This is a genomic window from Streptomyces sp. NPDC007808 (assembly GCF_042868655.1).
In the GTDB taxonomy this organism is placed as follows: domain Bacteria; phylum Actinomycetota; class Actinomycetes; order Streptomycetales; family Streptomycetaceae; genus Streptomyces.
Window position 1 is genome coordinate 100,685 of record NZ_JBIAEQ010000012.1, and the last position, 22,583, is coordinate 123,267.

Below are 22,583 nucleotides of genomic sequence, written 5' to 3' on the forward strand. Positions count from 1 at the left end.
CGGGAGTCTCCGGTGTCCGCCTCCCGACTGGGCGGGAGGCGCATTCGGCAACTGAATACGCAGCCGCTCGTCCGAGTGCTCAACCGAGTCGTGCGGGACTCCGACGAGGGCCCTCCTCAACACGACCCGACCCCCGCGAATGTCCGGGTCTGGGCAACGTCTACAGTGGCGTGGTACGCGCGAGCCTTTACCGGGACTTCACAGGGGAGGGCTCGCTGGGAGTCTCTGTCAGGGGTGTGCGTGACGGCCGTTGAATCCCGTCCAGCGGGGATTATCGGGACGAGCCAGAGCCCGAGCCGGCGGCCGATCGGGGCCCGGGTCAAGGCGTTCGTGGCGCTGACCAAGCCGCGGATCATCGAGCTGCTGCTCATCACCACCGTTCCGGTGATGTTCCTGGCCGAGCAGGGAGTGCCCGACCTGACGCTGGTCCTGCTGACCTGCGTCGGCGGCTACCTGTCGGCAGGCGGCGCCAACGCGCTGAACATGTACATCGACCGTGACATCGACGCGCTCATGGACCGCACCTCGCAGCGCCCGCTGGTCACCGGGATGGTCAGCCCGCGCGAGTGCCTGGCCTTCGGCATCACGCTGGCGGTCGTGTCCACCCTGCTGTTCGGGCTGACCGTCAACTGGCTGAGTGCCTGGCTCGCCCTCGGAGCGCTCCTCTTCTATGTCGTCGTCTACACGATGATCCTCAAGCGCCGCACCGCGCAGAACATCGTGTGGGGCGGCATCGCGGGCTGCATGCCGGTACTGATCGGCTGGACGGCCGTGACGAACTCCCTCACCTGGGCGCCGCTGATCCTCTTCATGGTCATCTTCTTCTGGACGCCGCCGCACTACTGGCCGCTCTCCATGAAGGTGAAGGACGACTACGCGCGCGTGGGCGTCCCGATGCTGCCGGTCATCGCCTCCAACAAAGTGGTCGCCAAGCAGATCGTGATCTACAGCTGGGTGATGGTCGCCGTCTCCCTGCTGCTCACCCCCCTCGGCTACACGGGCTGGTTCTACACCGCCGTCGCCCTGGCGGCGGGCGGCTGGTGGCTGTGGGAGGCACACGCCCTGCAGAACCGGGCGAAGGCGGAGGTGACGGGCGCGAAGCTGAAGGAGATGCGCCTGTTCCACTGGTCGATCACCTACGTCTCGCTGCTCTTCGTGGCCGTGGCGGTCGACCCGTTCGTCCCCGCACTGACGTAGGCCACATCGTCCCCGCACTGACGTAGGTCACAGAGCCCTGCTCTCGCCAGGCGATCTACTGGTGAGTAGCATCGCTGCCATGGCAGACACGCAGCAGGTTGACGCTCGGGCCGAGCGCAGGGTGGCCAAGCTGGCCAAGCAGATCGACACCTTCGCCAAGTCCCACGGCGGAGCCGAGGCCCAGGTCGCGTACATCGGGCAGCGCGGCGCCCGCATCGTGCTCGTGGGCGAGGACGGCGGCTGGGGCGACCTCGTCGCACCGTCGTACGAGATCGCCGAGAAGGCCGTCGCGAAGGCCGGGGTCACGGCCCACGAGGCGTTCGACGGCGAGTTCGCGGCGAAGGTGAAAACCGGTCCGTACGAGTGGAGCCGCATGGCGGGCATCCAGGTCGGCGGACCCAGCAACGGCTGATACCGGTCGTTTTTTCGCACGGGGTGTGTGACACCAACACCTGAAGCCCGGTTCACCCGTTAGGACCTGTAGGGATTACACGGTCCAGCAACGGGGAGTTCCGGATGATCGAAACGCCGTCCCTCGTGGACCAGTACTGCCACGGCGTACTGAGGACGGAGCTGGGCCTCGGCACCTTCGAGGCCCAGCTGGCCCGCACCGAGGGCCCGCCCGCGCCCGGCACCACCCTGTTCGACACGCAGACCGGCTTCGCCGTACGCCGCTGGTGCCCTCCGCTCCTGGGGCTGGAACCGCACTGCCCGCCCGCCCGCTACCTGGCCCGGCGCCGCGAACTCGGGGTGTTCGAGGCGGGCCGGCGACTGCTGCGCGGCAGCGGCATCACCACCTATCTGATCGACTCCGGCGTCCCCGGCGACCTCACCGGCCCCACCGAGCTGGCCTCCGCCGCCTCCGCCGAGGCCCGTGAGATCGTGCGCCTCGAACTCCTCGCCGAACAGGTCGCCGACACCTCCGGCACCGTCGAGTCCTTCCTCGCCAACCTCGCCGAATCGGTGCACGGCGCGGCCGTGCACGCCGTCGCCTTCACGTCCGTCGCGGGCGTGCGGCACGGTCTCGCGCTCGCGCCCGAGCCGCCGGGGCCGGGGGAGGTGCGAGGCGCGGCGGGGCGCTGGCTCGCGGCCCGCAGCGTCGGCGGTGAGCTGACCGACCCCGTGCTGCTGCGGCACCTGCTGTGGATCGCGGTGGCGTCGGGGCTGCCGCTCCAGCTGCACGCGGGGCTGGGCGAGCCCGGCGTGCGGATCGACCGCACGGACCCGGTGCTGCTCACCGACTTCGTCCGCGCCACGGCCGGCCTCGGCACCGACCTGATCCTGCTGCACGGCTACCCGTACCACCGCCACGCCGCCCACCTGGCCGGGGTCTTCCCGCATGTCTACGCCGACTCGGGCGCCGCGCTCATCCGCACGGGCGCCCGTGCCGCCACGATCCTCGCCGAGATCCTGGAACTGGCCCCCTTCGGCAAGATCCTCTTCTCCAGCGGCGCACAGGGCCTGCCCGAACTGCACGTCGTCGGCGCCGGCCTGTTCCGCGAGGCCCTCGCCAGGGTGCTCGGGGGCTGGGTGGCCGAGGGGGCGTGGTCGCTGGGGGACGCGCAGCGCGTGGCGGGCATGGTCGCGGCGGGCAACGCCACAAGGGTGTACGGGCTGGAGTGACCGGGTTCACCGGCGGTGGCGCCCCGCACGGACGGGGCGGAAAGCCGACGGACGCCGACGGACGCCGCGCTCGACAGGTCGACCGGCCACGACGGCACCGCGCCGCCCACCGGGGAGCGGGCGGCGCGCAGGGCCGGGCCGACGCGGGACTACCTGGGCCCGGCCATCGACGCGCTCGCGGCGTCGTACGACCGAGGCGGCAGGTCGGGCACCGACTCCTCGGGCCGTTCCCGCAGGGCCAGCAGGACGCGCAGCACCGCGATCCACGTCACCGCCGAGCCGAACATGTGCAGGCCGACCAGGAGCTCGGGAAGGTCCGTGAAGTACTGGACGTAGCCGATCGCGCCCTGGGCGAGGAGGATCACGAAGAGGTCGCGGGTACGGTTCAGCGGCCCCTTCGGGGAGTCGACCGCCTTCAGGACGAACCACAGGGCGAACGTCAGCGTGACCACGATCCACGCCAGCACGGCATGCAGCTTGGTGACGTTCTCCCAGTCGACCGGCATCCGCTCGACCTCGCTGGAGTCGCCCGCGTGCGGACCGGCGCCGGTCACCACGGTGCCGACCAGGATCAGCAGCACCGAGGCCCCGACCATCACCCACACCAGCTGCCGCACGGCCTTGCCGACCAGGGGACGCGGCTGTGCGTCACCCTCCCGGGTGCGCTGCCACATCACCGTCGCGACCGCGATGAGGGCGGACGTCGCCACGAAGTGGGCCGCGACCGTGTACGGGTTCAGGCCGACCAGGACCACGATGCCGCCGAGCACGGCGTTGCTCATGACGATCCAGAACTGGGCCCAGCCCAGCCGGGTCAGGCCGCGCCGGTGCGGCTCGGTCGAGCGGGCGGCGATGATCGCCCAGCCGACGGCCGCGCACAGCACGTACGTCAGCAGGCGGTTGCCGAACTCGATGGCGCCGTGCAGGCCCATCTCGCGGGTGGCGGTGAGCGAGTCGTCGGTGCACTTGGGCCAGGTCGGGCAGCCGAGCCCGGAACCGGTGAGCCGTACCGCGCCACCGGTGACCACGATGATCACCGACATCACGAGCGCGGTGAGGGCAGCGCGTCGGACCGTCCGCGGGTCCGGGGTCCAGCGTGCGGCGATGAAGGCGAGCGGGTTGCGTACGACCGCCAGGGCGTCGGCGCGGGTCAGGTTTGGCACGCGCCCTATCGTAGGCGGGCCGCTTGTGCACGCTTTCACGAGGGTCCCGCACCGGGGGCTTCCCGCCCGTCGTGCCGGACCCGGGGCCCTACTCCCAGCGGAAGAACCTGCCGGCCGCGGTCAGCCCCAGGACCGCCCACACGGCGAGGATCCCCAGGTCGCCCCACGGCATCCCGCTCCCGTGCTGGAGCACGTCCCGCAGCCCGTCGGAGAGCGCCGAGACGGGCAGCAGGGCGAGGACGTCCTGGGCGGCGGCCGGGAACTTGTCCAGCGGCACGATCACCCCGCCGCCGACGAGCAGCAGCAGGAACACCAGGTTGGCGGCGGCGAGCGTGGCCTCGGCCTTGAGCGTGCCCGCCATCAGCAGGCCCAGGCCCGAGAAGGCGGCCGTCCCCAGGACCAGCAGGAGCACGACTGCCGCCGGACCGCCGTGCGGCGACCAGCCGAGCGCGAAGGCGATCGCCGTGAGCAGGGCGATCTGGAGGACCTCGGTGACCAGCACGGACACCGTCTTCGCCGTCATCAGGGCCCAGCGGGGAAGCGGTGAGGAGGCCAGCCGCTTCAGCACGCCGTACCGGCGCTCGAAACCCGTCGCGATCGCCTGCCCGGTGAACGCCGTCGACATCACGGCCAGCGCGAGGATGCCGGGGGCCAGGAAGTCGACGGCCTCTCCGGCACCGGTGTCGATGATGTCCACCGAGCTGAACAGCACCAGCAGCAGGGTGGGGATCACCACGGTCAGCAGCAGCTGCTCGCCGTTGCGCAGCAGCATCTTGGTCTCCAGCGCCGCCTGGGCAGCGATCATGCGGGGCAGGGGCGCCGCGCCCGGCCGGGGGGTGTAGGTGCCGGTGGTCGTCACGAGCGCAGCTCCTTGCCGGTGAGCTCCAGGAAGACGTCTTCGAGCGTGTGCCGCTCCACCGAGATACGGTCCGGCATCACCCCGTGCTGCGCGCACCAGGACGTCACCGTCGCGAGCAGCTGCGGGTCGACCTTGCCGACGACCCGGTACGACCCCGGCGTCAGCTCGGCCGCCGTGCAGTCGGCGGGCAGGGCCTTCAGCAGGGACCCCACGTCCAGGCCGGGGCGGCCGGTGAAGCGGAGCGTGTTCTCGGCGCCGCCCCGGCACAGCTCCTCGGGGGAGCCCTGGGCGATGACCCGGCCCGCGTCGATGATCGCGACGTCGTCGGCGAGCTGCTCGGCCTCGTCCATGTAGTGGGTCGTCAGGATCACGGAGACCCCGTCGGCGCGCAGGTCCCGGACCAGGTCCCAGGTGGCCCGGCGGGCCTGCGGGTCGAGACCGGCGGTCGGCTCGTCGAGGAAGACCAGCTCGGGGCGGCCGACCACGGCCATGGCGAGGGCGAGCCGCTGCTGCTGGCCGCCGGAGAGGCGGCGGTAGGTGGTGCGGCCGCAATCGCCCAGCCCGAGCCGCTCGATCAGGGCGTCGACGTCCAGGGGGTGCGCGTGCAGCCTGGCGACATGGCGCAGCATCTCGTCCGCCCGCGCTCCCGAGTAGACACCGCCGGACTGGAGCATCACGCCGATGCGCGGCCGCAGTTCGCCGGACTGCCGCACCGGGTCGAGACCCAGGACACGCACCGTGCCGGAGTCCGGCTTGCGGTAGCCCTCGCAGGCCTCGACCGTCGTGGTCTTGCCCGCGCCGTTGGGGCCGAGCACCGCGGTCACACCCGCCCGGGCCACCAGGTCGAGGCCGTCCACCGCGGTCTTCGTGCCGTACCGCTTCACCAGGGCCTGGACTTCGACCACGGGCTCAGTTCGCATGGCTCCAGAGTCTAGGTAGGCGGCCGGTCACCCGGACGGCGGGGTGCGCCTCTCCCGGCCCGATCGGGTCAGATCTCCTCCGCGCGGGGCCGGTGGATCGCCAGCCACCGCTGCGCGTACGCCACCGCGTCGGCCAGCGGAAACAGCCGTACGTCGGCCGCGCCCGCCGTCCCGCGTACGACGGGACGGTCCCGCTCGAAGTCATGGCCCAGTTCGTCGAACCGCTCCGAGGTGATCGACACCTCGGTGACCACCTCCCATCCCGCGGGCCCCGGGCGTCCCACCTTCACCAGCGGTGACGGGATCCTGTACTCGGCCAGATGGAAGCAGGTGCACGCGTCGTAGCCGGCACCGAGCAGCAGCACGCGCGCGTCGAGTGCCTCCAGCCGGGCCAGCGGGCTGCGCTCGCCGAGGCGGCAGTCGGTCGCGTGCCCGTCGGTCAGGTGCCGCGCGCGGGGCCCGACAGCGGCGAACGAGGTCTGCGGATGGGCGCTGCGCACGGCGCCCGGCCAGGTCCGTACGGTCTCGGGGATCACGCCGACGCCGAGGCTGGGCGTGACGAGGGGGTCGTACTCCGGCATCGTGGCCCGGATGGTGTCCCACCACTCCTCGGGCACCGGCGGATTGCTCCACACGCTCGGATCGGAGAGGTCTGCGGACTGGGTGGGGACCACGAGCGTGCCGTCCGGGCCGAGGGCGTCGAGCAGCCCTCGGACGACGGTGACGGCCCCTCCGCAGACCCATCCGAGGGAGCTGAGGGAGGAGTGGACGAGAAGCGTTTCACCGCTTCGGACGCCTAGCTCGCGCAACTGTGCGGCGAGGGTCTCGCGGGTGACAAGAGGGCCGGTGGGAGGGGGTGTCGACATGTTTCGGGAGTGTCCAGGACGCCGCCTTGTCATGCCACCGATTTGATCGATCAAAGATCGTTTCCGCAGGTCAGATTAGGTATGCCTAAGTGACGCAGGGCACCATCCGTCCGGCCGGACGCCGCTTGCCTGCCTTTGAGGAATTACGCAACAATGGCGTTGTGAAAAACGTCGGCGAGGCTCGGGAGACCCCCATGGGGGCCCCTCAGGAGGAGCTCGCGGCCGGGATGCGCTCGGATCGTTCGACGCGCAACCGGGTCGCGCGGTCCATCCTGGACCACGGGCCCTCGACCGTCGCCGAGCTGGCCGGTCGGCTGGGTCTCACCCAGGCCGCCGTACGCAGGCATCTGGACGCGCTCGTCGCGGACGACGTGGTTCAGGCCCGGGAGCAGCGGGTGTACGGCACGCGCACCCGCGGCCGTCCCGCCAAGGTCTTCGCGCTCACCGACTGCGGTCGCGACGCCTTCGACCAGTCCTACGACACGCTCGCCGCGGACGCCCTCAAGTGGATCGCCGAGCGCGAGGGCGGGAGCGAGGCGGTCGCCGCCTTCGCCCGCGCCCGGATCACCGCCCAGGCGCGCGCGTACCGCAAGGCGATCGAGGCCGTGAGCCCCGACCAGCGCACCGAAGCCCTGGCCAAGGCCCTGAGCGCGGACGGGTACGCTGCAACGGCGCGCAGCGCACCCCTCCCTCAAAAAGGCGAGCAGCTCTGCCAGCACCACTGCCCGGTCGCCCATGTCGCGGAGCAGTTCCCGCAGCTGTGCGAGGCGGAGACGGAGATCTTCGCCGAACTGCTCGGGACGCACGTCCAGCGGCTGGCGACCATCGCGCACGGCGACGGCGTCTGCACGACGTTCATCCCCAAGATTTCCCACACGCAAGTTCACAGCGACAACGCATCTGCAAGCACGGCCGGGAGGAACCCCGCATGACTCTCCCCACGGAGACTGCCCACCCTGAGCTCGAGGGCCTGGGCAAGTACGAATACGGCTGGGCCGACTCCGACGAGGCCGGTGCCGCAGCGAAGCGCGGTCTGAACGAGGACGTCGTCCGCGACATCTCCGGCAAGAAGTCGGAGCCGGAGTGGATGACCAAGCTGCGCCTCAAGGGCCTGAAGCTCTTCGAGAAGAAGCCCATGCCGAACTGGGGCTCGGACCTGTCGGGCATCGACTTCGACAACATCAAGTACTTCGTGCGCTCCACGGAGAAGCAGGCGGCGTCCTGGGAGGACCTGCCCGAGGACATCAAGAACACCTACGACAAGCTGGGCATCCCGGAGGCCGAGAAGCAGCGTCTCGTCGCCGGTGTCGCCGCCCAGTACGAGTCGGAGGTCGTCTACCACCAGATCCGTGAGGACCTGGAGGAGCAGGGCGTCATCTTCCTCGACACCGACACCGCGCTGAAGGAGCACCCGGAGCTCTTCAAGGAGTACTTCGGCACCGTCATCCCGGCCGGTGACAACAAGTTCGCCGCGCTGAACACCGCCGTGTGGTCCGGCGGCTCCTTCATCTACGTGCCGAAGGGCGTGCACGTGGAGATCCCGCTCCAGGCCTACTTCCGGATCAACACCGAGAACATGGGCCAGTTCGAGCGCACCCTGATCATCGTCGACGAGGGCGCCTACGTGCACTACGTCGAGGGCTGCACCGCCCCGATCTACAAGTCGGACTCGCTGCACTCCGCGGTCGTCGAGATCATCGTCAAGAAGAACGCCCGCTGCCGCTACACGACCATCCAGAACTGGTCGAACAACGTCTACAACCTGGTCACCAAGCGCGCCGTCGCCTACGAGGGCGCGACCATGGAGTGGATCGACGGCAACATCGGCTCCAAGGTGACGATGAAGTACCCGGCCGTCTACCTGATGGGCGAGCACGCCAAGGGCGAGACGCTGTCCATCGCCTTCGCGGGCGAGGGCCAGCACCAGGACGCCGGCGCCAAGATGGTCCACATGGCCCCGAACACGTCCTCGAACATCGTCTCCAAGTCGGTGGCGCGCGGCGGCGGCCGTACCTCCTACCGCGGTCTGATCGAGATCGGCGAAGGCGCCCCGGGTGCGAAGTCCAACGTGCTCTGTGACGCTCTGCTCGTCGACACCATCTCGCGTTCGGACACGTACCCGTACGTCGACGTCCGCGAGGACGATGTCTCCATGGGCCACGAGGCGACCGTCTCCAAGGTCTCCGAGGACCAGCTCTTCTACCTGATGAGCCGCGGTCTGAGCGAGGACGAGGCGATGGCGATGATCGTCCGCGGCTTCGTCGAGCCGATCGCCAAGGAACTGCCGATGGAGTACGCGCTGGAGCTCAACCGGCTGATCGAGCTGCAGATGGAAGGCGCGGTCGGCTGAGACCCGCTCGTCCGTCCGGCAGCAGGCGGCCCGCCTTCCGGGGCGGGCCGAAGATCGCAGACACGTAAACGAAAGCGAGCACTACGACAGCCATGGCTGAGGCTCAGAACATCCCGGTGGGCTCCACCACCGCCGGCTCGATCGCGGTCGCCGCGGAGTCGACCGTCGTCTCGCGCATGAGCGCGCCCCCGTCCTTCGACGTCGCGGACTTCCCCGTCCCGCACGGCCGCGAGGAGGAGTGGCGGTTCACCCCGCTGGAGCGCCTGCGCGGCCTGCACGACGGCACCGCCGTCGCCACCGGCGAGGGCCTGAAGGTCGAGGTGCAGGCCCCCGAGGGCGTCACCGTCGAGGCGGTCGGCCGCGACGACGCGCGGCTCGGCAGGGCGGGCACCCCGGTGGACCGCGTCGCCGCCCAGGCGTACTCGGCGTTCGAGAAGGCCGGCGTGGTCACCGTCCCCAAGGAGACGGTCCTGGCCGAGCCGATCCGCATCGCCGTGCACGGCGAGGGCGGCACCGCCTTCGCCCACCAGGTGATCGAGCTGGGCGCCTTCGCCGAGGCCGTCGTCGTCATCGACCACACCGGTGACGCCGTGCTGGCCGCCAACGTCGACTACATCCTGGGCGACGGCGCCAAGTTGACCGTCGTCTCCGTCCAGGACTGGGACGACAAGGCCGTGCACGTGGCCCAGCACAACGCCCTCGTCGGCCGTGACGCCTCCTTCAAGTCGGTCGTCGTCACCTTCGGAGGTGACGTGGTCCGCCTGCACCCGCGCGTCGAGTACGCCGGCCCCGGCGGCGAGGCCGAGCTGTTCGGCCTGTACTTCACCGACGCCGGGCAGCACCAGGAGCACCGTCTGCTGGTCACCCACAACACCCCGCACTGCAAGTCGAACGTCGTCTACAAGGGCGCGCTCCAGGGCGACGACGCGCACGCCGTGTGGATCGGCGACGTACTGATCGAGGCCAAGGCCGAGGGCACCGACACCTACGAGATGAACCGCAACCTGGTTCTGACCGACGGTGCCCGCGTCGACTCCGTGCCGAACCTGGAGATCGAGACCGGCGAGATCGTCGGCGCCGGCCACGCCTCGGCCACCGGCCGCTTCGACGACGAGCAGCTCTTCTACCTGATGGCCCGCGGCATCCCGGAGCACGAGGCCCGCCGCCTCGTCGTCCGTGGCTTCTTCGCCGAGCTGGTCCAGCAGATCGGCGTCGCGGACATCGAGGAGCGGCTGATCGCGAAGATCGAAGAGGAGCTGGAGGCCTCGGTCGCATGACGACCTTCGACCGTGCCCGTTTCGTCCGGGCCTGTGGGCTGAGCGAGCTGGAGGAGGACACCCCCAAGCGGGTGGAACTCGACGGCACGCCGGTCTCGGTCGTCCGTACCGAGGGGGAGGTGTTCGCCATCCACGACATCTGCTCCCACGCGAACGTCTCGCTCTCCGAGGGCGAGGTGGAGGACTGCCAGATCGAGTGCTGGCTGCACGGCTCCGCGTTCGACCTCCGCACCGGTAAGCCGTCCGGCCTTCCCGCGACGCGCCCCGTCCCCGTATACCCCGTACACATCGAAGGGGACGACGTTCTCGTCTCCCTCACCCAGGAGTCCTGAGGCACCCATGGCAACGCTTGAAATCCGAGACCTGCACGTCACCGTCGAGGCCGACAACGCCACGAAGGAGATCCTCAAGGGCGTCGACCTCACCGTGAAGCAGGGCGAGACGCACGCCATCATGGGCCCCAACGGCTCCGGCAAGTCGACCCTCGCCTACTCCCTCGCGGGTCACCCGAAGTACACGATCACCGGCGGCTCCGTCACCCTCGACGGTGAGGACGTCCTGGAGATGTCCGTCGACGAGCGCGCCCGCGCCGGCCTGTTCCTCGCGATGCAGTACCCGGTCGAGGTCCCCGGCGTCTCGGTCTCCAACTTCCTGCGCACCTCCGCCACCGCCGTCCGCGGCGAGGCCCCCAAGCTGCGCACCTGGGTGAAGGAGGTCAAGGAGGCCATGGAGCGCCTCAACATGGACCCCTCCTTCGCCGAGCGCAACGTCAACGAGGGCTTCTCCGGCGGTGAGAAGAAGCGCCACGAGATCCTCCAGCTGGAGCTGCTCAAGCCGAAGATCGCGGTCCTCGACGAGACCGACTCCGGTCTGGACGTCGACGCCCTGCGCGTCGTCTCCGAGGGCGTCAACCGGGTTCGCGAGACCGGCGAGGTCGGCACGCTGCTGATCACGCACTACACGCGCATCCTGCGCTACATCAAGCCCGACTACGTCCACGTCTTCTCCGCCGGCCGCATCGTCGAGTCCGGTGGCGCCGAGCTCGCCGACAAGCTGGAGAACGAGGGCTACGAGGCATACACGAAGGGTGGCGCATCCGCGTGACACAGCTGCCGGGCCTCCTCGACACCGAGGCGCTCCGCAAGGACTTCCCGATCCTGGACCGCGTCCTGCACGACGGCAAGAAGCTCGTGTACCTGGACAACGCGGCGACCTCGCAGACCCCGCGCCAGGTGCTCGACGTGCTCTCCGAGTACTACGAGCAGCACAACGCCAACGTCCACCGTGGCGTGCACGTCCTCGCCGAGGAGGCCACGGCACTGTACGAGGGCGCGCGTGACAAGGTCGCGCAGTTCATCAACGCGCCGTCGCGCGACGAGGTGATCTTCACCAAGAACGCCTCCGAGTCGCTCAACCTCGTGGCCAACATGCTCGGCTGGGCCGACGAGCCCTACCGGGTGGACTCCGAGACCGAGATCGTCATCACGGAGATGGAGCACCACTCCAACATCGTCCCGTGGCAGCTGCTCGCGCAGCGCACGGGCGCGAAGCTGAAGTGGTTCGGTCTCACCGACGACGGCCGCCTGGACCTGTCCAACATCGACGAGGTCATCACGGAGAAGACGAAGATCGTCTCCTTCGTGCTGGTGTCGAACATCCTCGGCACGCACAACCCGGTCGAGGCCATCGTGCGCCGCGCGCAGGAGGTGGGCGCGCTGGTGTGCGTCGACGCCTCGCAGGCCGCTCCCCACATGCCGCTGGACGTGCAGTCGCTCCAGGCCGACTTCGTGGCCTTCACCGGCCACAAGATGTGCGGCCCGACCGGCATCGGCGTCCTGTGGGGCCGCCAGGAGCTGCTGGAGGACCTGCCTCCGTTCCTCGGCGGCGGCGAGATGATCGAGACCGTGTCGATGCATTCGTCGACGTACGCTCCCGCCCCGCACAAGTTCGAGGCGGGCACGCCCCCGATCTCGCAGGCGATCGGTCTGGGCGCGGCGATCGACTACCTCAACTCGATCGGCATGGACAAGATCCTCGCCCATGAGCACGCGCTCACCGAGTACGCGGTGAAGCGGCTGGGAGAGGTCCCCGACCTGCGGATCATCGGCCCGGCCACGGCCGAGGACCGCGGCGCCGCGATCTCCTTCACGCTGGGCGACATCCACCCGCACGACGTGGGCCAGGTTCTCGACGAGCAGGGCATCGCCGTCCGGGTCGGCCACCACTGCGCGCGGCCGGTCTGCCTGCGGTACGGAATTCCTGCGACCACGCGAGCGTCGTTCTATCTGTACTCCACGCCGGCCGAGATCGACGCTCTGGTGGACGGCTTGGAGCACGTACGGAACTTCTTCGGCTGACGGGACGGGACGAGCGACGCATGAAGCTGGATTCGATGTACCAGGAAGTCATCCTGGACCACTACAAGAACCCGCACGGGCGTGGTCTGAGGGATGGCGACGCCGAGGTGCACCATGTGAACCCGACGTGCGGCGACGAGATCACCCTGCGTGTGAAGTACGACGGCACGAAGATCGAGGACGTCTCGTACGAGGGCCAGGGCTGCTCCATCAGCCAGGCGAGTGCGTCCGTACTGAACGAACTCCTCGTCGGCAAGGACCTCTCCGACGCGCGCAGGATCCAGGAGACCTTCCTGGAGCTGATGCAGTCCAAGGGGAAGATCGAGCCCGACGACGCGATGGAGGAGGTCCTGGAGGACGCGGTCGCGTTCGCCGGGGTCTCCAAGTACCCGGCCCGGGTCAAGTGCGCCCTCCTGAGCTGGATGGCGTGGAAGGACGCGACGGCCCAGGTGCTGGGCGGAGCCGACGCCGAAAGGAAGACGGCATGAGTGACACCGTGGAGATGAAGCCGGCCTCGGAGGAGGAGCTCCGCGAGGCCCTGATGGACGTCGTCGACCCCGAGCTGGGCATCGACGTCGTCAACCTCGGCCTGATCTACGGCATCCACGTCGACGACTCGAACGTGGCCACGGTCGACATGACCCTCACATCGGCGGCCTGTCCGCTGACGGACGTCATCGAGGACCAGGCCAAGTCCGCCACGGACGGTCTCGTCAGCGAGTTGCGCATCAACTGGGTGTGGATGCCGCCGTGGGGCCCGGACAAGATCACGGACGACGGCCGTGAGCAGCTTCGGGCGCTGGGGTTCAACGTCTGAGGCAGACAAGCCACATGAGAACGGCGAGGTCCTGTGGACCTCGCCGTTCGCGTTCTCAGGCCAGCCCCGCGACCAGCTGGAACGAGGAGTCCGCCCGGTACAGGGAGCTGTTCTGGAACGGAGCCAGCCTCAGCTGGAAGTTCTGGTGGCGCAGGAACCGTCCCGGGTAGTTGACGGACTCCAGCATCACCGCGCCCGAATGGCCCGAGCCGCGGGGGCAGAAGGTGGCGTCCTGCTCGAACAGGGCGGAGCCGTCATCGCGTTCGGAGCGCAGGACGAACTCGCGGTGGCGCAGGTAGCTGCCGTCGGCCGTGGCGAAGGAGTAGCAGCCGTCGCCGGCCAGGCCCTTGACCAGCTTGAAGGTGGAGTCCTCGCGGCTCTCGGAGCCACGGACCGGTTCCAGCCGCACGTAGCCGCCGCTCGCCCGCCAGTAGCGGTCGGGGAAGTTGACCGAGCGGACGGACCGCCAGGTCGTGGCGGGGGGCTCGGGGGACGATGCGGCCTCGCCCGAGGGCGACTTGGACGGTTTCGGGGTGGGTGCGGGTGTGCCGTCGCCCGATGGACGCGGTGCCTTCGGCGTCTCCTTCGCCGTCGACAGACCGCTCTTGCCCTCGGGGGGAGCCGTCGACTTCGACGGGGTGGCGAAGGAGATCAGGCCGGGGCCCGACGTGCTCTTCGGGGAAGCTGCGGCCGAGAGGGATCCCTCGGGCTCCCTTTCCGACACGGCTATGGCGGTGGCGCAGGCGATGACCGTCGCTATCGCCATGCCGGCCGCGAGCCAGAGACGGCGCGTCCCCGGTGCTCGGGAGGTGTCGGGTGCCCAGCCGTTCTCCCAAGGTTGGTCCTGAGGCGGCCGGGACTTGTTTTCTGGCATGCGCTGATCCTCCAGCGGCGTCATGGGACGACAGCCGCGGGTGCGAGGGCCCGGTATGTGAACGGTGAAACATTAGTGGTTCCAGTGGCTCCTGAGCAGCCGTTTGGAATGAGCCGTATCCACATTGATGTCTGGGCGTCGAGCAGGGCGGGCGGTCCCGGCCGACCATTCCTGACATGTCATCAGGTGTGATCGTCCGGCGCCCTGTTGGCCGACGGCCGGACCCGCCCCGGAGGCAGGGCATCATGGCCCGGACAGCGGCAGCGCCGCCCCCTTTTCTCGACAGGAGCCCCCGAACCATGGTTCAGCGAGCCCTCCGTGCCCTGCGGGGCACGCCGGCAGTCGCGGCGCTGTGCGGTGCGCTCGCCCTGGTCACGGCGGGGTGCGCGGTGTCCGACGGCGACAACGCCGAGGTGCGGAAGGTGAAGTTGCCCGAGCCGGGCGTCGCCTTCGACTACCAGATCGGCGGCTCCTATCCGCCCCCGGCCGGCGTGCGGGCGGTCGCCCGGGACCGCGCCGCGAAACCGGCGCCGGACGTCTACAGCATCTGCTACGTCAACGCCTTCCAGGCTCAGCCGGACTCCGAGCGCTGGTGGCGCACCCATCACCCCGACCTGCTGCTGCGTGACGCGGACGGCAGGACGGTGATCGACCGGGACTGGGACGAGGTCCTGCTGGACATCTCGACGCCCGCCAAACGCGAGCGACTCGCCGATGTCGTGGGGGAGTGGATCGACGGCTGTGCCGCCGCCGGATTCCAGGCGGTCGAGGCCGACAACCTCGACTCGCACGAACGGTCCCGCGGACTGCTGACCGCCGAGGACAACCTGGCCTTCGCCAAGGTGCTCGCCGCCCGCGCCCATGCCGCCGGTCTGGCCATCGGCCAGAAGAACGCGGCCGAACTCGCGCGCCGGGGACGCGGTCTGGGCTTCGACTTCGCGGTCGCCGAGGAGTGCGGACAGTACGACGAGTGCGACGCGTACGCCGACGCCTACGACGACCGGGTCTTCGTCGTCGAGTACCGGTCGGACGGCCTCACCGCGGCATGCGCCCACTGGGGCGAGAGGCTGTCGGTGGTGCTGCGCGACCTGGACGTCGCACCCGCGGGCGAGGACGGATACCGCCGCCGCACCTGCTGACGCGACAGCTTTGTGTACGGTCGTACGCAACGTTGTGTACGCTCGTACACATGGGATACCTGCTGCTCGCCGGAGCCATAGCCGCCGAGGTGGCCGCCACCACTGCCATGAAGTACAGCGACGGGTTCAGCAGGCTCCTGCCGTCCGTGCTGACCGCCCTCGGTTACCTCCTCTCCTTCGCGCTGCTCGCCCAGACGCTGAGGACCGTCGCCATGGGCACGGCCTACGCGATCTGGGCCGGGGTCGGCACCGCGGCCATCGCCACCATCGGGATCGTCTTCCTCGGGGAGGGGATGACGGTGACCAAGGCCGCCGGAATCGCGCTGATCATCGTCGGCGTGGTGGTGCTCAACCTGGGGGGCGCGCACTGATGGCCCGGCGCTACGACCCCGAGCGACGGCAGCGGATCATCGACGCGGCGATCCGGGTCGTCGGGGACAAGGGCATCGCGGGGCTGAGCCACCGTACGGTCGCCGCCGAGGCGGACGTGCCGCTCGGCTCCACGACGTACCACTTCAAGACCCTCGACGACCTGCTGGTCGCCGCCCTGCGCCAGGCCAGCGAGGGCTTCGCCAAGGTGACCGCCTCGCGCGGCGGCCTGGAGGACCCGCACACCGACCTGGCCGCCGAACTCGCGGGCTGGATGGGCGAATGGCTCGCGGGCGACCGCACGGGCGTCGAGCTGGAGTACGAGCTCTACCTGGCCGCCCTGCGCCGCCCCGCCCTGCGCCCGGTCGCCGCCGAGTGGGCCCGGGAAGTCGCGGACCGGCTGTCCCGGTGCACCGACGCGGTCACGGCGCGGGCGCTGGTGGCGCTGATGGACGGGATCTGCCTGCAGGTGCTGCTCACCGAGACGCCGTACGACGAGGCGTACGCGCGCGACGTGCTGCGCCGGGTGATCCCCTGACACCCCCCGGGGGCCGGGTCCCGACGTGCCGTGAACCCTTTGCCGCCCGACGGGCAACAGGAGGTGACACGCTCCGTACGACATACCAGGGGGAGGACTTGTGAGCGGACCACCACGGCCCGCGGAACGGACGGCGGACGACGCCGAAATCGTCGCCGGGTCCCTCGAACAGCCCGAGCTGTTCGCCCGGCTCTACGACCGGTACGCGCCCGACATCCACCGGTACGCGGCGCGGCGCCTGGGGGAGGCCGCCGCCGACGACATCACGGCGGACACCTTCCTCACGGCCTTCCGTATCCGCGCACGCTACGACCGCACCCGCGCCAGCGCCCGCCCCTGGCTGTACGGCATCGCCGCCAACCTCATCGGCAGGCAGCGTCGCGCCGAGACACGGGCGCTGAGGGCGCTGGCCCGCACGGGGCACGACCCGGTGGCTGCCTCCTGGGTGGAGGACTGCGACAACCGCGTCGCCGCGCAGGGCCCGCTCGCCGCCGCCCTCGCCGCCCTGTCGACGGGCGACCGGCACGTGCTGCTGCTCGTGGCCTGGGCCGACCTCACCTACCAGGAGGTCGCCGAGGCGCTGGGCCTGCCGGTGGGGACGGTCCGCTCCCGGCTCAACCGAGCACGGCGCAAGGTACGTACGGCGCTCGGCGCCGACCCGGCATTCATGAGCGACGCCGTGGAGGTGGTGTGAGCGTGGACGAGATGACCCGAGTGCGCGAACTGCGGGCCGACACCCCGGTGGCCGACCGGGGGCGACTGGCGCCGGGGCGGGCCAGGCTGGTCGAGGCGGCCCGGACGGAGAACCGCCGCCGCTTCGCGCGAGGGCGGGGGAGGCTGGTGGTCGCCGCGGCCTTCGCCGCCGTCACGGCCACCGTCGTCACCGCGACGGTGGTGATCGGCGAGCGGCCGGGCCGGGACGTCACCCCGGCCGGCCCACCGAGCCTCGACCTGCGCGGCATGAGCGCGCGCGAGCTGCTGGAACGGGCGGCACGGACGGTGGAACAGCAGGCGTCGGCCGCCGAGCCGCGCGCCGAGCAGTGGATCTACACCGAGGAGACGTACGAGGGGGACGGCGAGGACTTCGTGTCGGAGAAGTGGCTCCGCTACGACGGCAGCGAGCTCGCCTCGTACCCGGGGGACGGCGCCGGCGGCAAGCTGGACATCATGCGGCTGGACCTGGAGGACAGCCGGGACGACGACCGTTCGCCACGCCAGATGTACCGCTTCCTGTCCTCCCTGCCGGCCGACGCGGAGGGCGCGCTGAAGGCGTTGCGCGAGGAGAACGCCCTCGACGACGACGAGGGCCGGAGCCGGGCGGAGAACGACTACACCGAGATCTCGGTCCTGCTCGACGCCTATGTGCACCCGCCCGAGGGTCTCGCTGGCCTGTACCGCGCCCTCGCCACGCTGCCGGGCCTCACACTCGTCGACCACCTCGTCGAGGACGAGGCCGGCCACCGAGCCGTCGCGGTCAGGTTCTCCGGGCCCGGCGGCGCGGCGGACGAGTCCGTCGACGAGTGGCTGCTGGACCCGGTGACGTTCGAGGTGGTGGGCGAGCGGACGATCAGTGACGGCAAGGTCGTCAGCGGCAACGCCTACGTCGCCAAGGGGGTCGTGGACAGGGCCGGGGAACGGCCCTGAGCCGAGGCGCGGGCGGGGTGCGGTCCCGTCGGCCGGTGGGGGACCGGCGAGGCCGAGCAGGCAGGCGGCCTCGCTCTCGGCGACGGCCGGTGTGAGCGACCGCGGAGTGCGGGAGAGCGCCGGCCGAGGGCCGACTCGCGCCCCTGCCGGGTGACCAGGGCGCCCTGCCCGCGCACCCGCGCCCCGCGGCGGCTCGCACGATGAGACGCCCCCTGCCCGAGTTCGCCCCGACACGCCCCTGCCGGTTAGGTTGCCCTCATGACCGACACGACTGCTCCTCGCACCACCGGCGCCGTGGCCGCCGGCCTTGCCACGATCGCCGCCGACGGCACTGTTCTCGACACCTGGTTCCCCGCGCCCGAGCTCGTCGACGAGCCCGGCCCCTCCGGCAGCGAGCGGCTGTCCGCGGAGCAGGCCGCGCAGCTGCTCGGCGGCGGCGCCACCGCGGCGATCGGGCCGGACGCCCGCCGGGGCGTCGAGGTCGTCGCGGTCCGCACGGTCATCGCCTCGCTCGACGAGAAGCCGATCGACGCGCACGACGTCTATCTGCGTCTGCACCTGCTCTCCCACCGGCTGGTCAAGCCGCACGGCCTGAGCCTGGACGGACAGTTCGGCTTCCTCGCCAACGTGGCCTGGACCTCCCTCGGCCCGGTCGCCGTCGACGACGTCGAGAAGGTCCGGCTGAACGCCCGCGCCGAGGGCCTGCACCTCCAGGTGACCTCGATCGACAAGTTCCCGCGGATGACGGACTACGTGGCCCCGAAGGGCGTCCGCATCGCCGACGCCGACCGGGTCCGCCTCGGCGCGCACCTCGCCGAGGGCACCACGGTCATGCACGAGGGCTTCGTCAACTTCAACGCGGGCACCCTCGGCACCTCCATGGTCGAGGGACGTATCTCCGCGGGCGTCGTCGTCGGCGACGGCTCCGACATCGGTGGCGGCGCCTCCACGATGGGCACGCTGTCCGGCGGCGGCAACGTGATCATCACCATCGGCGAGCGCTGCCTGATCGGCGCCGAGGCGGGCGTCGGCATCGCCCTCGGCGACGAGTGCGTGGTCGAGGCCGGCCTGTACGTCACCGCGGGCACCCGCGTGACGATGCCCGACGGCCAGATCGTCAAGGCCCGCGAGCTCTCCGGCGCCTCCAACATCCTCTTCCGCCGCAACTCGGTCACCGGCACGGTCGAGGCCCGCCCGAACAACGCGGTGTGGGGCGGACTGAACGACATCCTGCACAGCCACAACTGATCACCGGCGGCCGTGACCCGCGGCCGCCCCCTCGATCAACTGTCGACGTTGGTCATCGGCGAGCGCCCTTCCACGGCCCCAGCACGGCCCGGGAGGGCGCTCGTGCGTTCGCGGTCGTCGGCCGGGGTGCGCTCACGTACGGGTTACACCACGTGACCTCCGTGCGGTCCAGGCAGATGAACGGGTGGACGCAGTGTCCGATCACACGCCGAACCGACGAAATGAGGACCGATGGCGGGTCGAGGCAAGACGAGCGAGCGGACGCGGACCGTGCTGCGCCTGGTGGTGGGCGCATGGGCGGTGGCGGGTGCGTGCTGGCTGCCGGCGGGGACCGCGTACGCCGACGAGACGAACACCGGCTCGCACAACGGGCCCCGTATCGGGCTGGTCAACGTCGGGCAGGTGGACGACCCGATGGAGGATGTGCTGGAGCACTTCCTGCTCTTCGGCGACGGGTACAAGTGGGGCTGATCGCCCGCCGGGCACCGCGTAGGGGTGGGGCCCGTACCGCTCGGTGAGGCGGTGCGGGCCCCGGCCCTTTTCCTCGGACGGGAATTTTCTGCGGTGAGCGGCATAGCGGCCGGGCCCCGCACGCGTCACCTGGGTGGGGAAGGCGGGCACCCGGCCCGCCCGGCGAAGAGAAGGTGACGATGGATGCCGAGGCACAGGACAGCTTTCGGGAGTTCGTGGAGAACCGGTCGTCCGCTCTGCTGAAGACCGCGGTCCTGCTGACCGGCGGCGACCGGCACGCCGCTGAGGACCTCCTGCAGAACGCCCTGATCAAGGCGGCCGGCCGCTGGCAGCGGGTCGACGAACCGGAGGCGTACGTACGGCAGATCCTGTACCGGCAGCAGATCAGCCGGTGGCGGCTGAAGTGGCGCCGGCGCGAACTGACCGTCGCCGAGCCGCCCGAGACCGGCGCGGGAGCGGACAGCGCCTCCGCCGCCGAGCTGCGGTTGCTGATGCGGGGCGCGCTGGCCCGGCTGACCGTACGGCAGCGCACCGTACTGGTGCTGCGCTACTTCGAGGACCTGCCGGAGGCCGAGGTGGCCCGGATCCTCGGCTGCTCGGTCGGCACCGTGCGCTCCACCACCCACCGTTCGCTCGCCCGGCTGCGGGCCCTCGCTCCCGAACTCGCCGCGCTCGGCCCGCGGACCGAGGCCGCCCGCTCCCAGCCGTCCCGTGACTTCTCGCCCGTGGAGGTGGGTTAGGTGAACGTCGAGGAACTCGTGCGCGACTCCCTGCGCGAACTGGCCGCCGAACAGAAGCCGGCCGGTCCCGGATACGCGGACCGGGTGCTGGCCGTCCGCAGGCGCCGCCGTACCCGTCGGCTCGCCTCGGTCGCCGCCGCCACCGCGGCCGTCGTCGGTATCGCGGTCGCCGTACCGCTGCTGGACACCGGGAAGGAGGACGTGCCTCCGGCCAGTGTGCTGAACGACCGTGGCACCAGCGCACACCCGGACCAGTCGCCGCCGAGCGACCTGATCGCGGGCGGGGACGTGGCGCTGGCCGCGTACTACACCACGCAGATCGTCCCGCGGTCCAAGGACCGGGGCGTGTCCGAGCGCACCTACTGGCTCCTGGACCAGGAGACCGGGCGCTACGAGAAGGACGCCAGGTGGTCCGTGGTCGCCGTCGCTCCCGGGATGCGTACCGCCGCCGTACTGGAACGGACCCTGCCGGCCCGGCGGATCGGGCTGCTCGACCTCACGACGGGGGAGGTCGAGCGGTGGATCGCGGTGGACCGCGGGGTGGGTGGACTGGCGTTCTCGTACGACGGAAGCAGGCTCGTCGCGACCACGTACGACGAGAACCCCGATGTGCGTCTGAGGCAGAAGGACGACGACGCCGTCCGGTGGGTGCCGCGGTATCAGCGGCCGAGTCGCAGCGGCTTCCACGTCGTGGACATCGCCTCCGGCCGGACCTCCTGGGCCGGGGTACGCGACGACCGCGCGTTCCTCTCCCGCGAGGACTTCGCCTTCAGCCGCAGCGGCGACCTGGTGTACACGTCCGTCCCCGGACCCGGGGACGGTCTGCAGCAGTTCTACGATGTCGACGGCAACAAGGTCGCCGCGCCCCCGAACGAGCGGCACCTGCGCACCGACGTCGAGGCCCGGCTCTCCCCGGACGGCAGCCTCGCCGCCGGCGGCCTCGCCAAGGAGGTCCCGGACAAGTCGTACTCCTCGATCCGCGACCCCTACACCGGCAAGGAGATCACCAGGGTGCGCGGTGCCGAGCTGCTCGCCTGGGTGGACGACCGGCGGCTGATCGTCGAGGAGCGAGCGGCGGGTGAGGGACCGTACCGGCCCAGGCTCGCGCTGGTCACGATCGGACGCGACGGGGTCGAGTGGCTGAGCGGCCCCAGCAGGCAGAAGGACGACGACCTCTCCCACGAGTGGGAGCCCGTCCTGGCGCGCCGCTGATCAGTCCTCGGCGAGCGCCTCGTACGCCGCCAGCAGCCCGTCGACCGCCTCGCGGTCGGCGGGCCGCAGCGGGGCGCGGACCGGACCGGCCGGCAGGCCGAGTTCGCTCAGGAGCGCCTTGGCTGTGACGGCGCCGGGCAGACCCGCCGCCATCATCGCTTCGATGAGCGGCGTGGCGCGTTGCTGGAGGCGGGCGGACACGGGGGTGTCGCCCGCCTCGAACGCGTCCAGCACCGAACGAAGGTGGCGCGGGATCACGTTCGCGACCGTGCTGACGTAGCCGGCGCCGCCCACGGCGTAGAGGGCGAGATTGTGCTCGTCGCAGCCCGCGTAGTACGCCAACTCCGTGCGGGCGATGACCTTCTGGGCGGCCAGGAAGTCGTAGGAGCAGTCCTTCACCGCGACGATCCGGGGATGCTCGGCGAGGCGGATCAGCGTCTTGGGCTCGACGCGGGTGCCGGTGCGGCCCGGGATGTCGTACAGCACGAGCGGCAGTCCGGCCGCGTCGGCGACCTCGCGGAAATGTGCCTCGACGGCGTCCTGCGGAGGCCGGCTGTAGTACGGCGCGACCACCAGCAGGCCGTCGGCGCCCGCCTTCTCGGCCGCCAGGGCCAGTTCGACGGTGTGCCGGGTGTCGAAGGTGCCCACACCCGCGACGACCGACGCCCGGTCGCCCACCGCCTCCCGGACGGCCCTGATCAGCTCCGACTTCTCGGCGTCCGTCGTGGTCGGCGACTCACCCGTCGTACCGGAGAGCACCAGTCCGTCGCAGCCCTCGTCCACCAGCCGGTCGGCCAGGCGCTGCGCGCCGTCGAGGTCGAGCGACCCCGCCTCGGTGAACGGCGTGATCATGGCGCACAGAGCGCGGCCGAAGGGAGGGGCTGGGATGGCGGCAGTCGTCATGAGAGCAGTGTCGACC

General features: G+C 70.8%; 26 protein-coding genes. 20 read left to right on the top strand and 6 right to left on the bottom strand.

What is annotated here, in order from left to right:
* The first annotated feature begins 234 nt into the window (after positions 1-234).
* The 3 genes from ACFYNL_RS37130 (at position 235) to ACFYNL_RS37140 (ending at position 2,820) form a co-directional block, all read left to right on the top strand.
* Complete coding sequence (locus tag ACFYNL_RS37130; RefSeq protein ID WP_388811922.1) at positions 235-1,197, top strand: heme o synthase; 963 nt, start codon at positions 235-237, stop codon at positions 1,195-1,197.
* A gap of 79 nt (positions 1,198-1,276) precedes the next feature.
* Positions 1,277-1,609, top strand: coding sequence for a hypothetical protein (locus ACFYNL_RS37135; RefSeq protein WP_388811924.1), 333 nt, complete (start codon positions 1,277-1,279; stop codon positions 1,607-1,609).
* Positions 1,610-1,713: 104 nt separating this feature from the next.
* Complete coding sequence (locus tag ACFYNL_RS37140) at positions 1,714-2,820, top strand: amidohydrolase family protein (protein ID WP_388811927.1); 1,107 nt, start codon at positions 1,714-1,716, stop codon at positions 2,818-2,820.
* 149 nt (positions 2,821-2,969) lie between these two features.
* Here ACFYNL_RS37140 and ACFYNL_RS37145 read toward each other — a convergent pair whose 3' ends face one another.
* From ACFYNL_RS37145 to ACFYNL_RS37160, 4 genes are all read right to left on the bottom strand, one after another.
* Complete coding sequence (locus ACFYNL_RS37145; protein WP_388811929.1) at positions 2,970-3,983, bottom strand: heme A synthase; 1,014 nt, start codon at positions 3,981-3,983, stop codon at positions 2,970-2,972.
* Positions 3,984-4,071: 88 nt separating this feature from the next.
* Positions 4,072-4,788: an ABC transporter permease gene (locus ACFYNL_RS37150; protein ID WP_388812356.1), complete on the bottom strand. Its 717-nt coding sequence runs from the start codon at positions 4,786-4,788 to the stop codon at positions 4,072-4,074.
* 50 nt (positions 4,789-4,838) lie between these two features.
* Complete coding sequence (locus ACFYNL_RS37155; RefSeq protein ID WP_388811932.1) at positions 4,839-5,762, bottom strand: ABC transporter ATP-binding protein; 924 nt, start codon at positions 5,760-5,762, stop codon at positions 4,839-4,841.
* Between the two features lie 68 nt (positions 5,763-5,830).
* Positions 5,831-6,628: an aminoglycoside N(3)-acetyltransferase gene (locus tag ACFYNL_RS37160; RefSeq protein WP_388811935.1), complete on the bottom strand. Its 798-nt coding sequence runs from the start codon at positions 6,626-6,628 to the stop codon at positions 5,831-5,833.
* A gap of 161 nt (positions 6,629-6,789) precedes the next feature.
* On the opposite strand from ACFYNL_RS37160, the gene ACFYNL_RS37165 reads away from it, so the two are divergent.
* The 8 genes from ACFYNL_RS37165 to ACFYNL_RS37200 all read left to right on the top strand — a co-directional run bounded on the left by ACFYNL_RS37165 (position 6,790) and on the right by ACFYNL_RS37200 (position 13,429).
* Positions 6,790-7,560 carry a helix-turn-helix transcriptional regulator gene (locus ACFYNL_RS37165; protein ID WP_388811937.1) on the top strand — a complete coding sequence of 257 codons (771 nt, stop codon included), beginning with the start codon at positions 6,790-6,792 and terminating at the stop codon, positions 7,558-7,560.
* A complete protein-coding gene (gene sufB / locus ACFYNL_RS37170) occupies positions 7,557-8,978 on the top strand; it encodes a Fe-S cluster assembly protein SufB (RefSeq protein WP_388811940.1) in 1,422 nt (473 codons plus the stop codon). Before ACFYNL_RS37165 ends, sufB begins: the two co-directional genes overlap by 4 nt.
* Positions 8,979-9,070: 92 nt before the next feature.
* On the top strand, positions 9,071-10,255 hold the full coding sequence (gene sufD / locus ACFYNL_RS37175; protein WP_388811943.1) for a Fe-S cluster assembly protein SufD: 1,185 nt from the start codon (positions 9,071-9,073) through the stop codon (positions 10,253-10,255).
* Positions 10,252-10,587: a non-heme iron oxygenase ferredoxin subunit gene (locus tag ACFYNL_RS37180; RefSeq protein WP_388811946.1), complete on the top strand. Its 336-nt coding sequence runs from the start codon at positions 10,252-10,254 to the stop codon at positions 10,585-10,587. The genes sufD and ACFYNL_RS37180 overlap by 4 nt, the downstream gene beginning before the upstream one ends.
* A gap of 7 nt (positions 10,588-10,594) precedes the next feature.
* Complete coding sequence (sufC, locus tag ACFYNL_RS37185; RefSeq protein ID WP_388811948.1) at positions 10,595-11,359, top strand: Fe-S cluster assembly ATPase SufC; 765 nt, start codon at positions 10,595-10,597, stop codon at positions 11,357-11,359.
* Positions 11,356-12,612 carry a cysteine desulfurase gene (locus ACFYNL_RS37190; RefSeq protein WP_388811949.1) on the top strand — a complete coding sequence of 419 codons (1,257 nt, stop codon included), beginning with the start codon at positions 11,356-11,358 and terminating at the stop codon, positions 12,610-12,612. Before sufC ends, ACFYNL_RS37190 begins: the two co-directional genes overlap by 4 nt.
* Positions 12,613-12,632: 20 nt before the next feature.
* The gene (gene sufU / locus ACFYNL_RS37195; RefSeq protein WP_388811952.1) at positions 12,633-13,100 is read left to right on the top strand and encodes a Fe-S cluster assembly sulfur transfer protein SufU; all 468 of its coding nucleotides are present in this window, start codon (positions 12,633-12,635) and stop codon (positions 13,098-13,100) included.
* Entirely contained in the window at positions 13,097-13,429 is a 333-nt protein-coding gene (locus tag ACFYNL_RS37200) for a metal-sulfur cluster assembly factor (protein ID WP_004002168.1), read from the top strand. The genes sufU and ACFYNL_RS37200 overlap by 4 nt, the downstream gene beginning before the upstream one ends.
* A 55-nt stretch (positions 13,430-13,484) precedes the next feature.
* On the opposite strand, the gene ACFYNL_RS37205 is transcribed toward ACFYNL_RS37200, so the two are convergent.
* On the bottom strand, positions 13,485-14,303 hold the full coding sequence (locus tag ACFYNL_RS37205) for an AbfB domain-containing protein (RefSeq protein ID WP_388811955.1): 819 nt from the start codon (positions 14,301-14,303) through the stop codon (positions 13,485-13,487).
* A 299-nt stretch (positions 14,304-14,602) separates the two neighbouring features.
* Here ACFYNL_RS37205 and ACFYNL_RS37210 point away from each other — a divergent pair, with 299 nt between their 5' ends.
* From ACFYNL_RS37210 to ACFYNL_RS37250, 9 genes are all read left to right on the top strand, one after another.
* On the top strand, positions 14,603-15,442 hold the full coding sequence (locus tag ACFYNL_RS37210) for an endo alpha-1,4 polygalactosaminidase (protein ID WP_388811957.1): 840 nt from the start codon (positions 14,603-14,605) through the stop codon (positions 15,440-15,442).
* 50 nt (positions 15,443-15,492) lie between these two features.
* Positions 15,493-15,813, top strand: coding sequence for a DMT family transporter (locus ACFYNL_RS37215; RefSeq protein ID WP_388811959.1), 321 nt, complete (start codon positions 15,493-15,495; stop codon positions 15,811-15,813).
* Entirely contained in the window at positions 15,813-16,349 is a 537-nt protein-coding gene (locus ACFYNL_RS37220; protein WP_388811961.1) for a TetR/AcrR family transcriptional regulator, read from the top strand. The genes ACFYNL_RS37215 and ACFYNL_RS37220 overlap by 1 nt, the downstream gene beginning before the upstream one ends.
* A gap of 100 nt (positions 16,350-16,449) precedes the next feature.
* Positions 16,450-17,043, top strand: coding sequence for an RNA polymerase sigma factor (locus tag ACFYNL_RS37225; protein WP_388811963.1), 594 nt, complete (start codon positions 16,450-16,452; stop codon positions 17,041-17,043).
* Positions 17,044-17,054: 11 nt separating this feature from the next.
* Positions 17,055-17,993 carry a CU044_5270 family protein gene (locus ACFYNL_RS37230; protein ID WP_388812359.1) on the top strand — a complete coding sequence of 313 codons (939 nt, stop codon included), beginning with the start codon at positions 17,055-17,057 and terminating at the stop codon, positions 17,991-17,993.
* 258 nt (positions 17,994-18,251) lie between these two features.
* Complete coding sequence (dapD, locus tag ACFYNL_RS37235; protein ID WP_388811966.1) at positions 18,252-19,241, top strand: 2,3,4,5-tetrahydropyridine-2,6-dicarboxylate N-succinyltransferase; 990 nt, start codon at positions 18,252-18,254, stop codon at positions 19,239-19,241.
* Positions 19,242-19,472: 231 nt separating this feature from the next.
* The gene (locus tag ACFYNL_RS37240) at positions 19,473-19,712 is read left to right on the top strand and encodes a hypothetical protein (RefSeq protein ID WP_388811968.1); all 240 of its coding nucleotides are present in this window, start codon (positions 19,473-19,475) and stop codon (positions 19,710-19,712) included.
* 179 nt (positions 19,713-19,891) lie between these two features.
* Positions 19,892-20,452 (top strand): SigE family RNA polymerase sigma factor, encoded by a 561-nt coding sequence (locus tag ACFYNL_RS37245; RefSeq protein ID WP_388811970.1) that lies wholly within the window; start codon positions 19,892-19,894, stop codon positions 20,450-20,452.
* Positions 20,453-21,664 (top strand): WD40 repeat domain-containing protein, encoded by a 1,212-nt coding sequence (locus ACFYNL_RS37250; RefSeq protein ID WP_388811973.1) that lies wholly within the window; start codon positions 20,453-20,455, stop codon positions 21,662-21,664.
* On the opposite strand, the gene dapA is transcribed toward ACFYNL_RS37250, so the two are convergent.
* Positions 21,665-22,567 carry a 4-hydroxy-tetrahydrodipicolinate synthase gene (gene dapA, locus ACFYNL_RS37255; protein ID WP_388811975.1) on the bottom strand — a complete coding sequence of 301 codons (903 nt, stop codon included), beginning with the start codon at positions 22,565-22,567 and terminating at the stop codon, positions 21,665-21,667. It lies immediately after the preceding gene.
* Positions 22,568-22,583: the final 16 nt, after the last annotated feature.

What these genes read in the sequence shown, in the direction of transcription:
- sufB (WP_388811940.1), top strand. Translation starts at nt 7,557, where the DNA reads ATGACTCTCCCCACGGAGACTGCCCACCCTGAGCTCGAGGGCCTGGGC.
- ACFYNL_RS37205 (WP_388811955.1), bottom strand. Translation starts at nt 14,303, where the DNA reads ATGCCAGAAAACAAGTCCCGGCCGCCTCAGGACCAACCTTGGGAGAAC.
- ACFYNL_RS37240 (WP_388811968.1), top strand. Translation starts at nt 19,473, where the DNA reads ATGGCGGGTCGAGGCAAGACGAGCGAGCGGACGCGGACCGTGCTGCGC.
- sufC (WP_388811948.1), top strand. Translation starts at nt 10,595, where the DNA reads ATGGCAACGCTTGAAATCCGAGACCTGCACGTCACCGTCGAGGCCGAC.
- ACFYNL_RS37230 (WP_388812359.1), top strand. Translation starts at nt 17,055, where the DNA reads ATGACCCGAGTGCGCGAACTGCGGGCCGACACCCCGGTGGCCGACCGG.
- sufD (WP_388811943.1), top strand. Translation starts at nt 9,071, where the DNA reads ATGGCTGAGGCTCAGAACATCCCGGTGGGCTCCACCACCGCCGGCTCG.
- ACFYNL_RS37150 (WP_388812356.1), bottom strand. Translation starts at nt 4,788, where the DNA reads ATGATCGCTGCCCAGGCGGCGCTGGAGACCAAGATGCTGCTGCGCAAC.
- sufU (WP_388811952.1), top strand. Translation starts at nt 12,633, where the DNA reads ATGAAGCTGGATTCGATGTACCAGGAAGTCATCCTGGACCACTACAAG.
- ACFYNL_RS37160 (WP_388811935.1), bottom strand. Translation starts at nt 6,628, where the DNA reads ATGTCGACACCCCCTCCCACCGGCCCTCTTGTCACCCGCGAGACCCTC.
- dapD (WP_388811966.1), top strand. Translation starts at nt 18,252, where the DNA reads ATGACCGACACGACTGCTCCTCGCACCACCGGCGCCGTGGCCGCCGGC.
- ACFYNL_RS37140 (WP_388811927.1), top strand. Translation starts at nt 1,714, where the DNA reads ATGATCGAAACGCCGTCCCTCGTGGACCAGTACTGCCACGGCGTACTG.
- ACFYNL_RS37210 (WP_388811957.1), top strand. Translation starts at nt 14,603, where the DNA reads ATGGTTCAGCGAGCCCTCCGTGCCCTGCGGGGCACGCCGGCAGTCGCG.
- ACFYNL_RS37220 (WP_388811961.1), top strand. Translation starts at nt 15,813, where the DNA reads ATGGCCCGGCGCTACGACCCCGAGCGACGGCAGCGGATCATCGACGCG.
- ACFYNL_RS37180 (WP_388811946.1), top strand. Translation starts at nt 10,252, where the DNA reads ATGACGACCTTCGACCGTGCCCGTTTCGTCCGGGCCTGTGGGCTGAGC.
- ACFYNL_RS37245 (WP_388811970.1), top strand. Translation starts at nt 19,892, where the DNA reads ATGGATGCCGAGGCACAGGACAGCTTTCGGGAGTTCGTGGAGAACCGG.
- ACFYNL_RS37215 (WP_388811959.1), top strand. Translation starts at nt 15,493, where the DNA reads ATGGGATACCTGCTGCTCGCCGGAGCCATAGCCGCCGAGGTGGCCGCC.
- ACFYNL_RS37135 (WP_388811924.1), top strand. Translation starts at nt 1,277, where the DNA reads ATGGCAGACACGCAGCAGGTTGACGCTCGGGCCGAGCGCAGGGTGGCC.
- ACFYNL_RS37200 (WP_004002168.1), top strand. Translation starts at nt 13,097, where the DNA reads ATGAGTGACACCGTGGAGATGAAGCCGGCCTCGGAGGAGGAGCTCCGC.
- dapA (WP_388811975.1), bottom strand. Translation starts at nt 22,567, where the DNA reads ATGACGACTGCCGCCATCCCAGCCCCTCCCTTCGGCCGCGCTCTGTGC.
- ACFYNL_RS37155 (WP_388811932.1), bottom strand. Translation starts at nt 5,762, where the DNA reads ATGCGAACTGAGCCCGTGGTCGAAGTCCAGGCCCTGGTGAAGCGGTAC.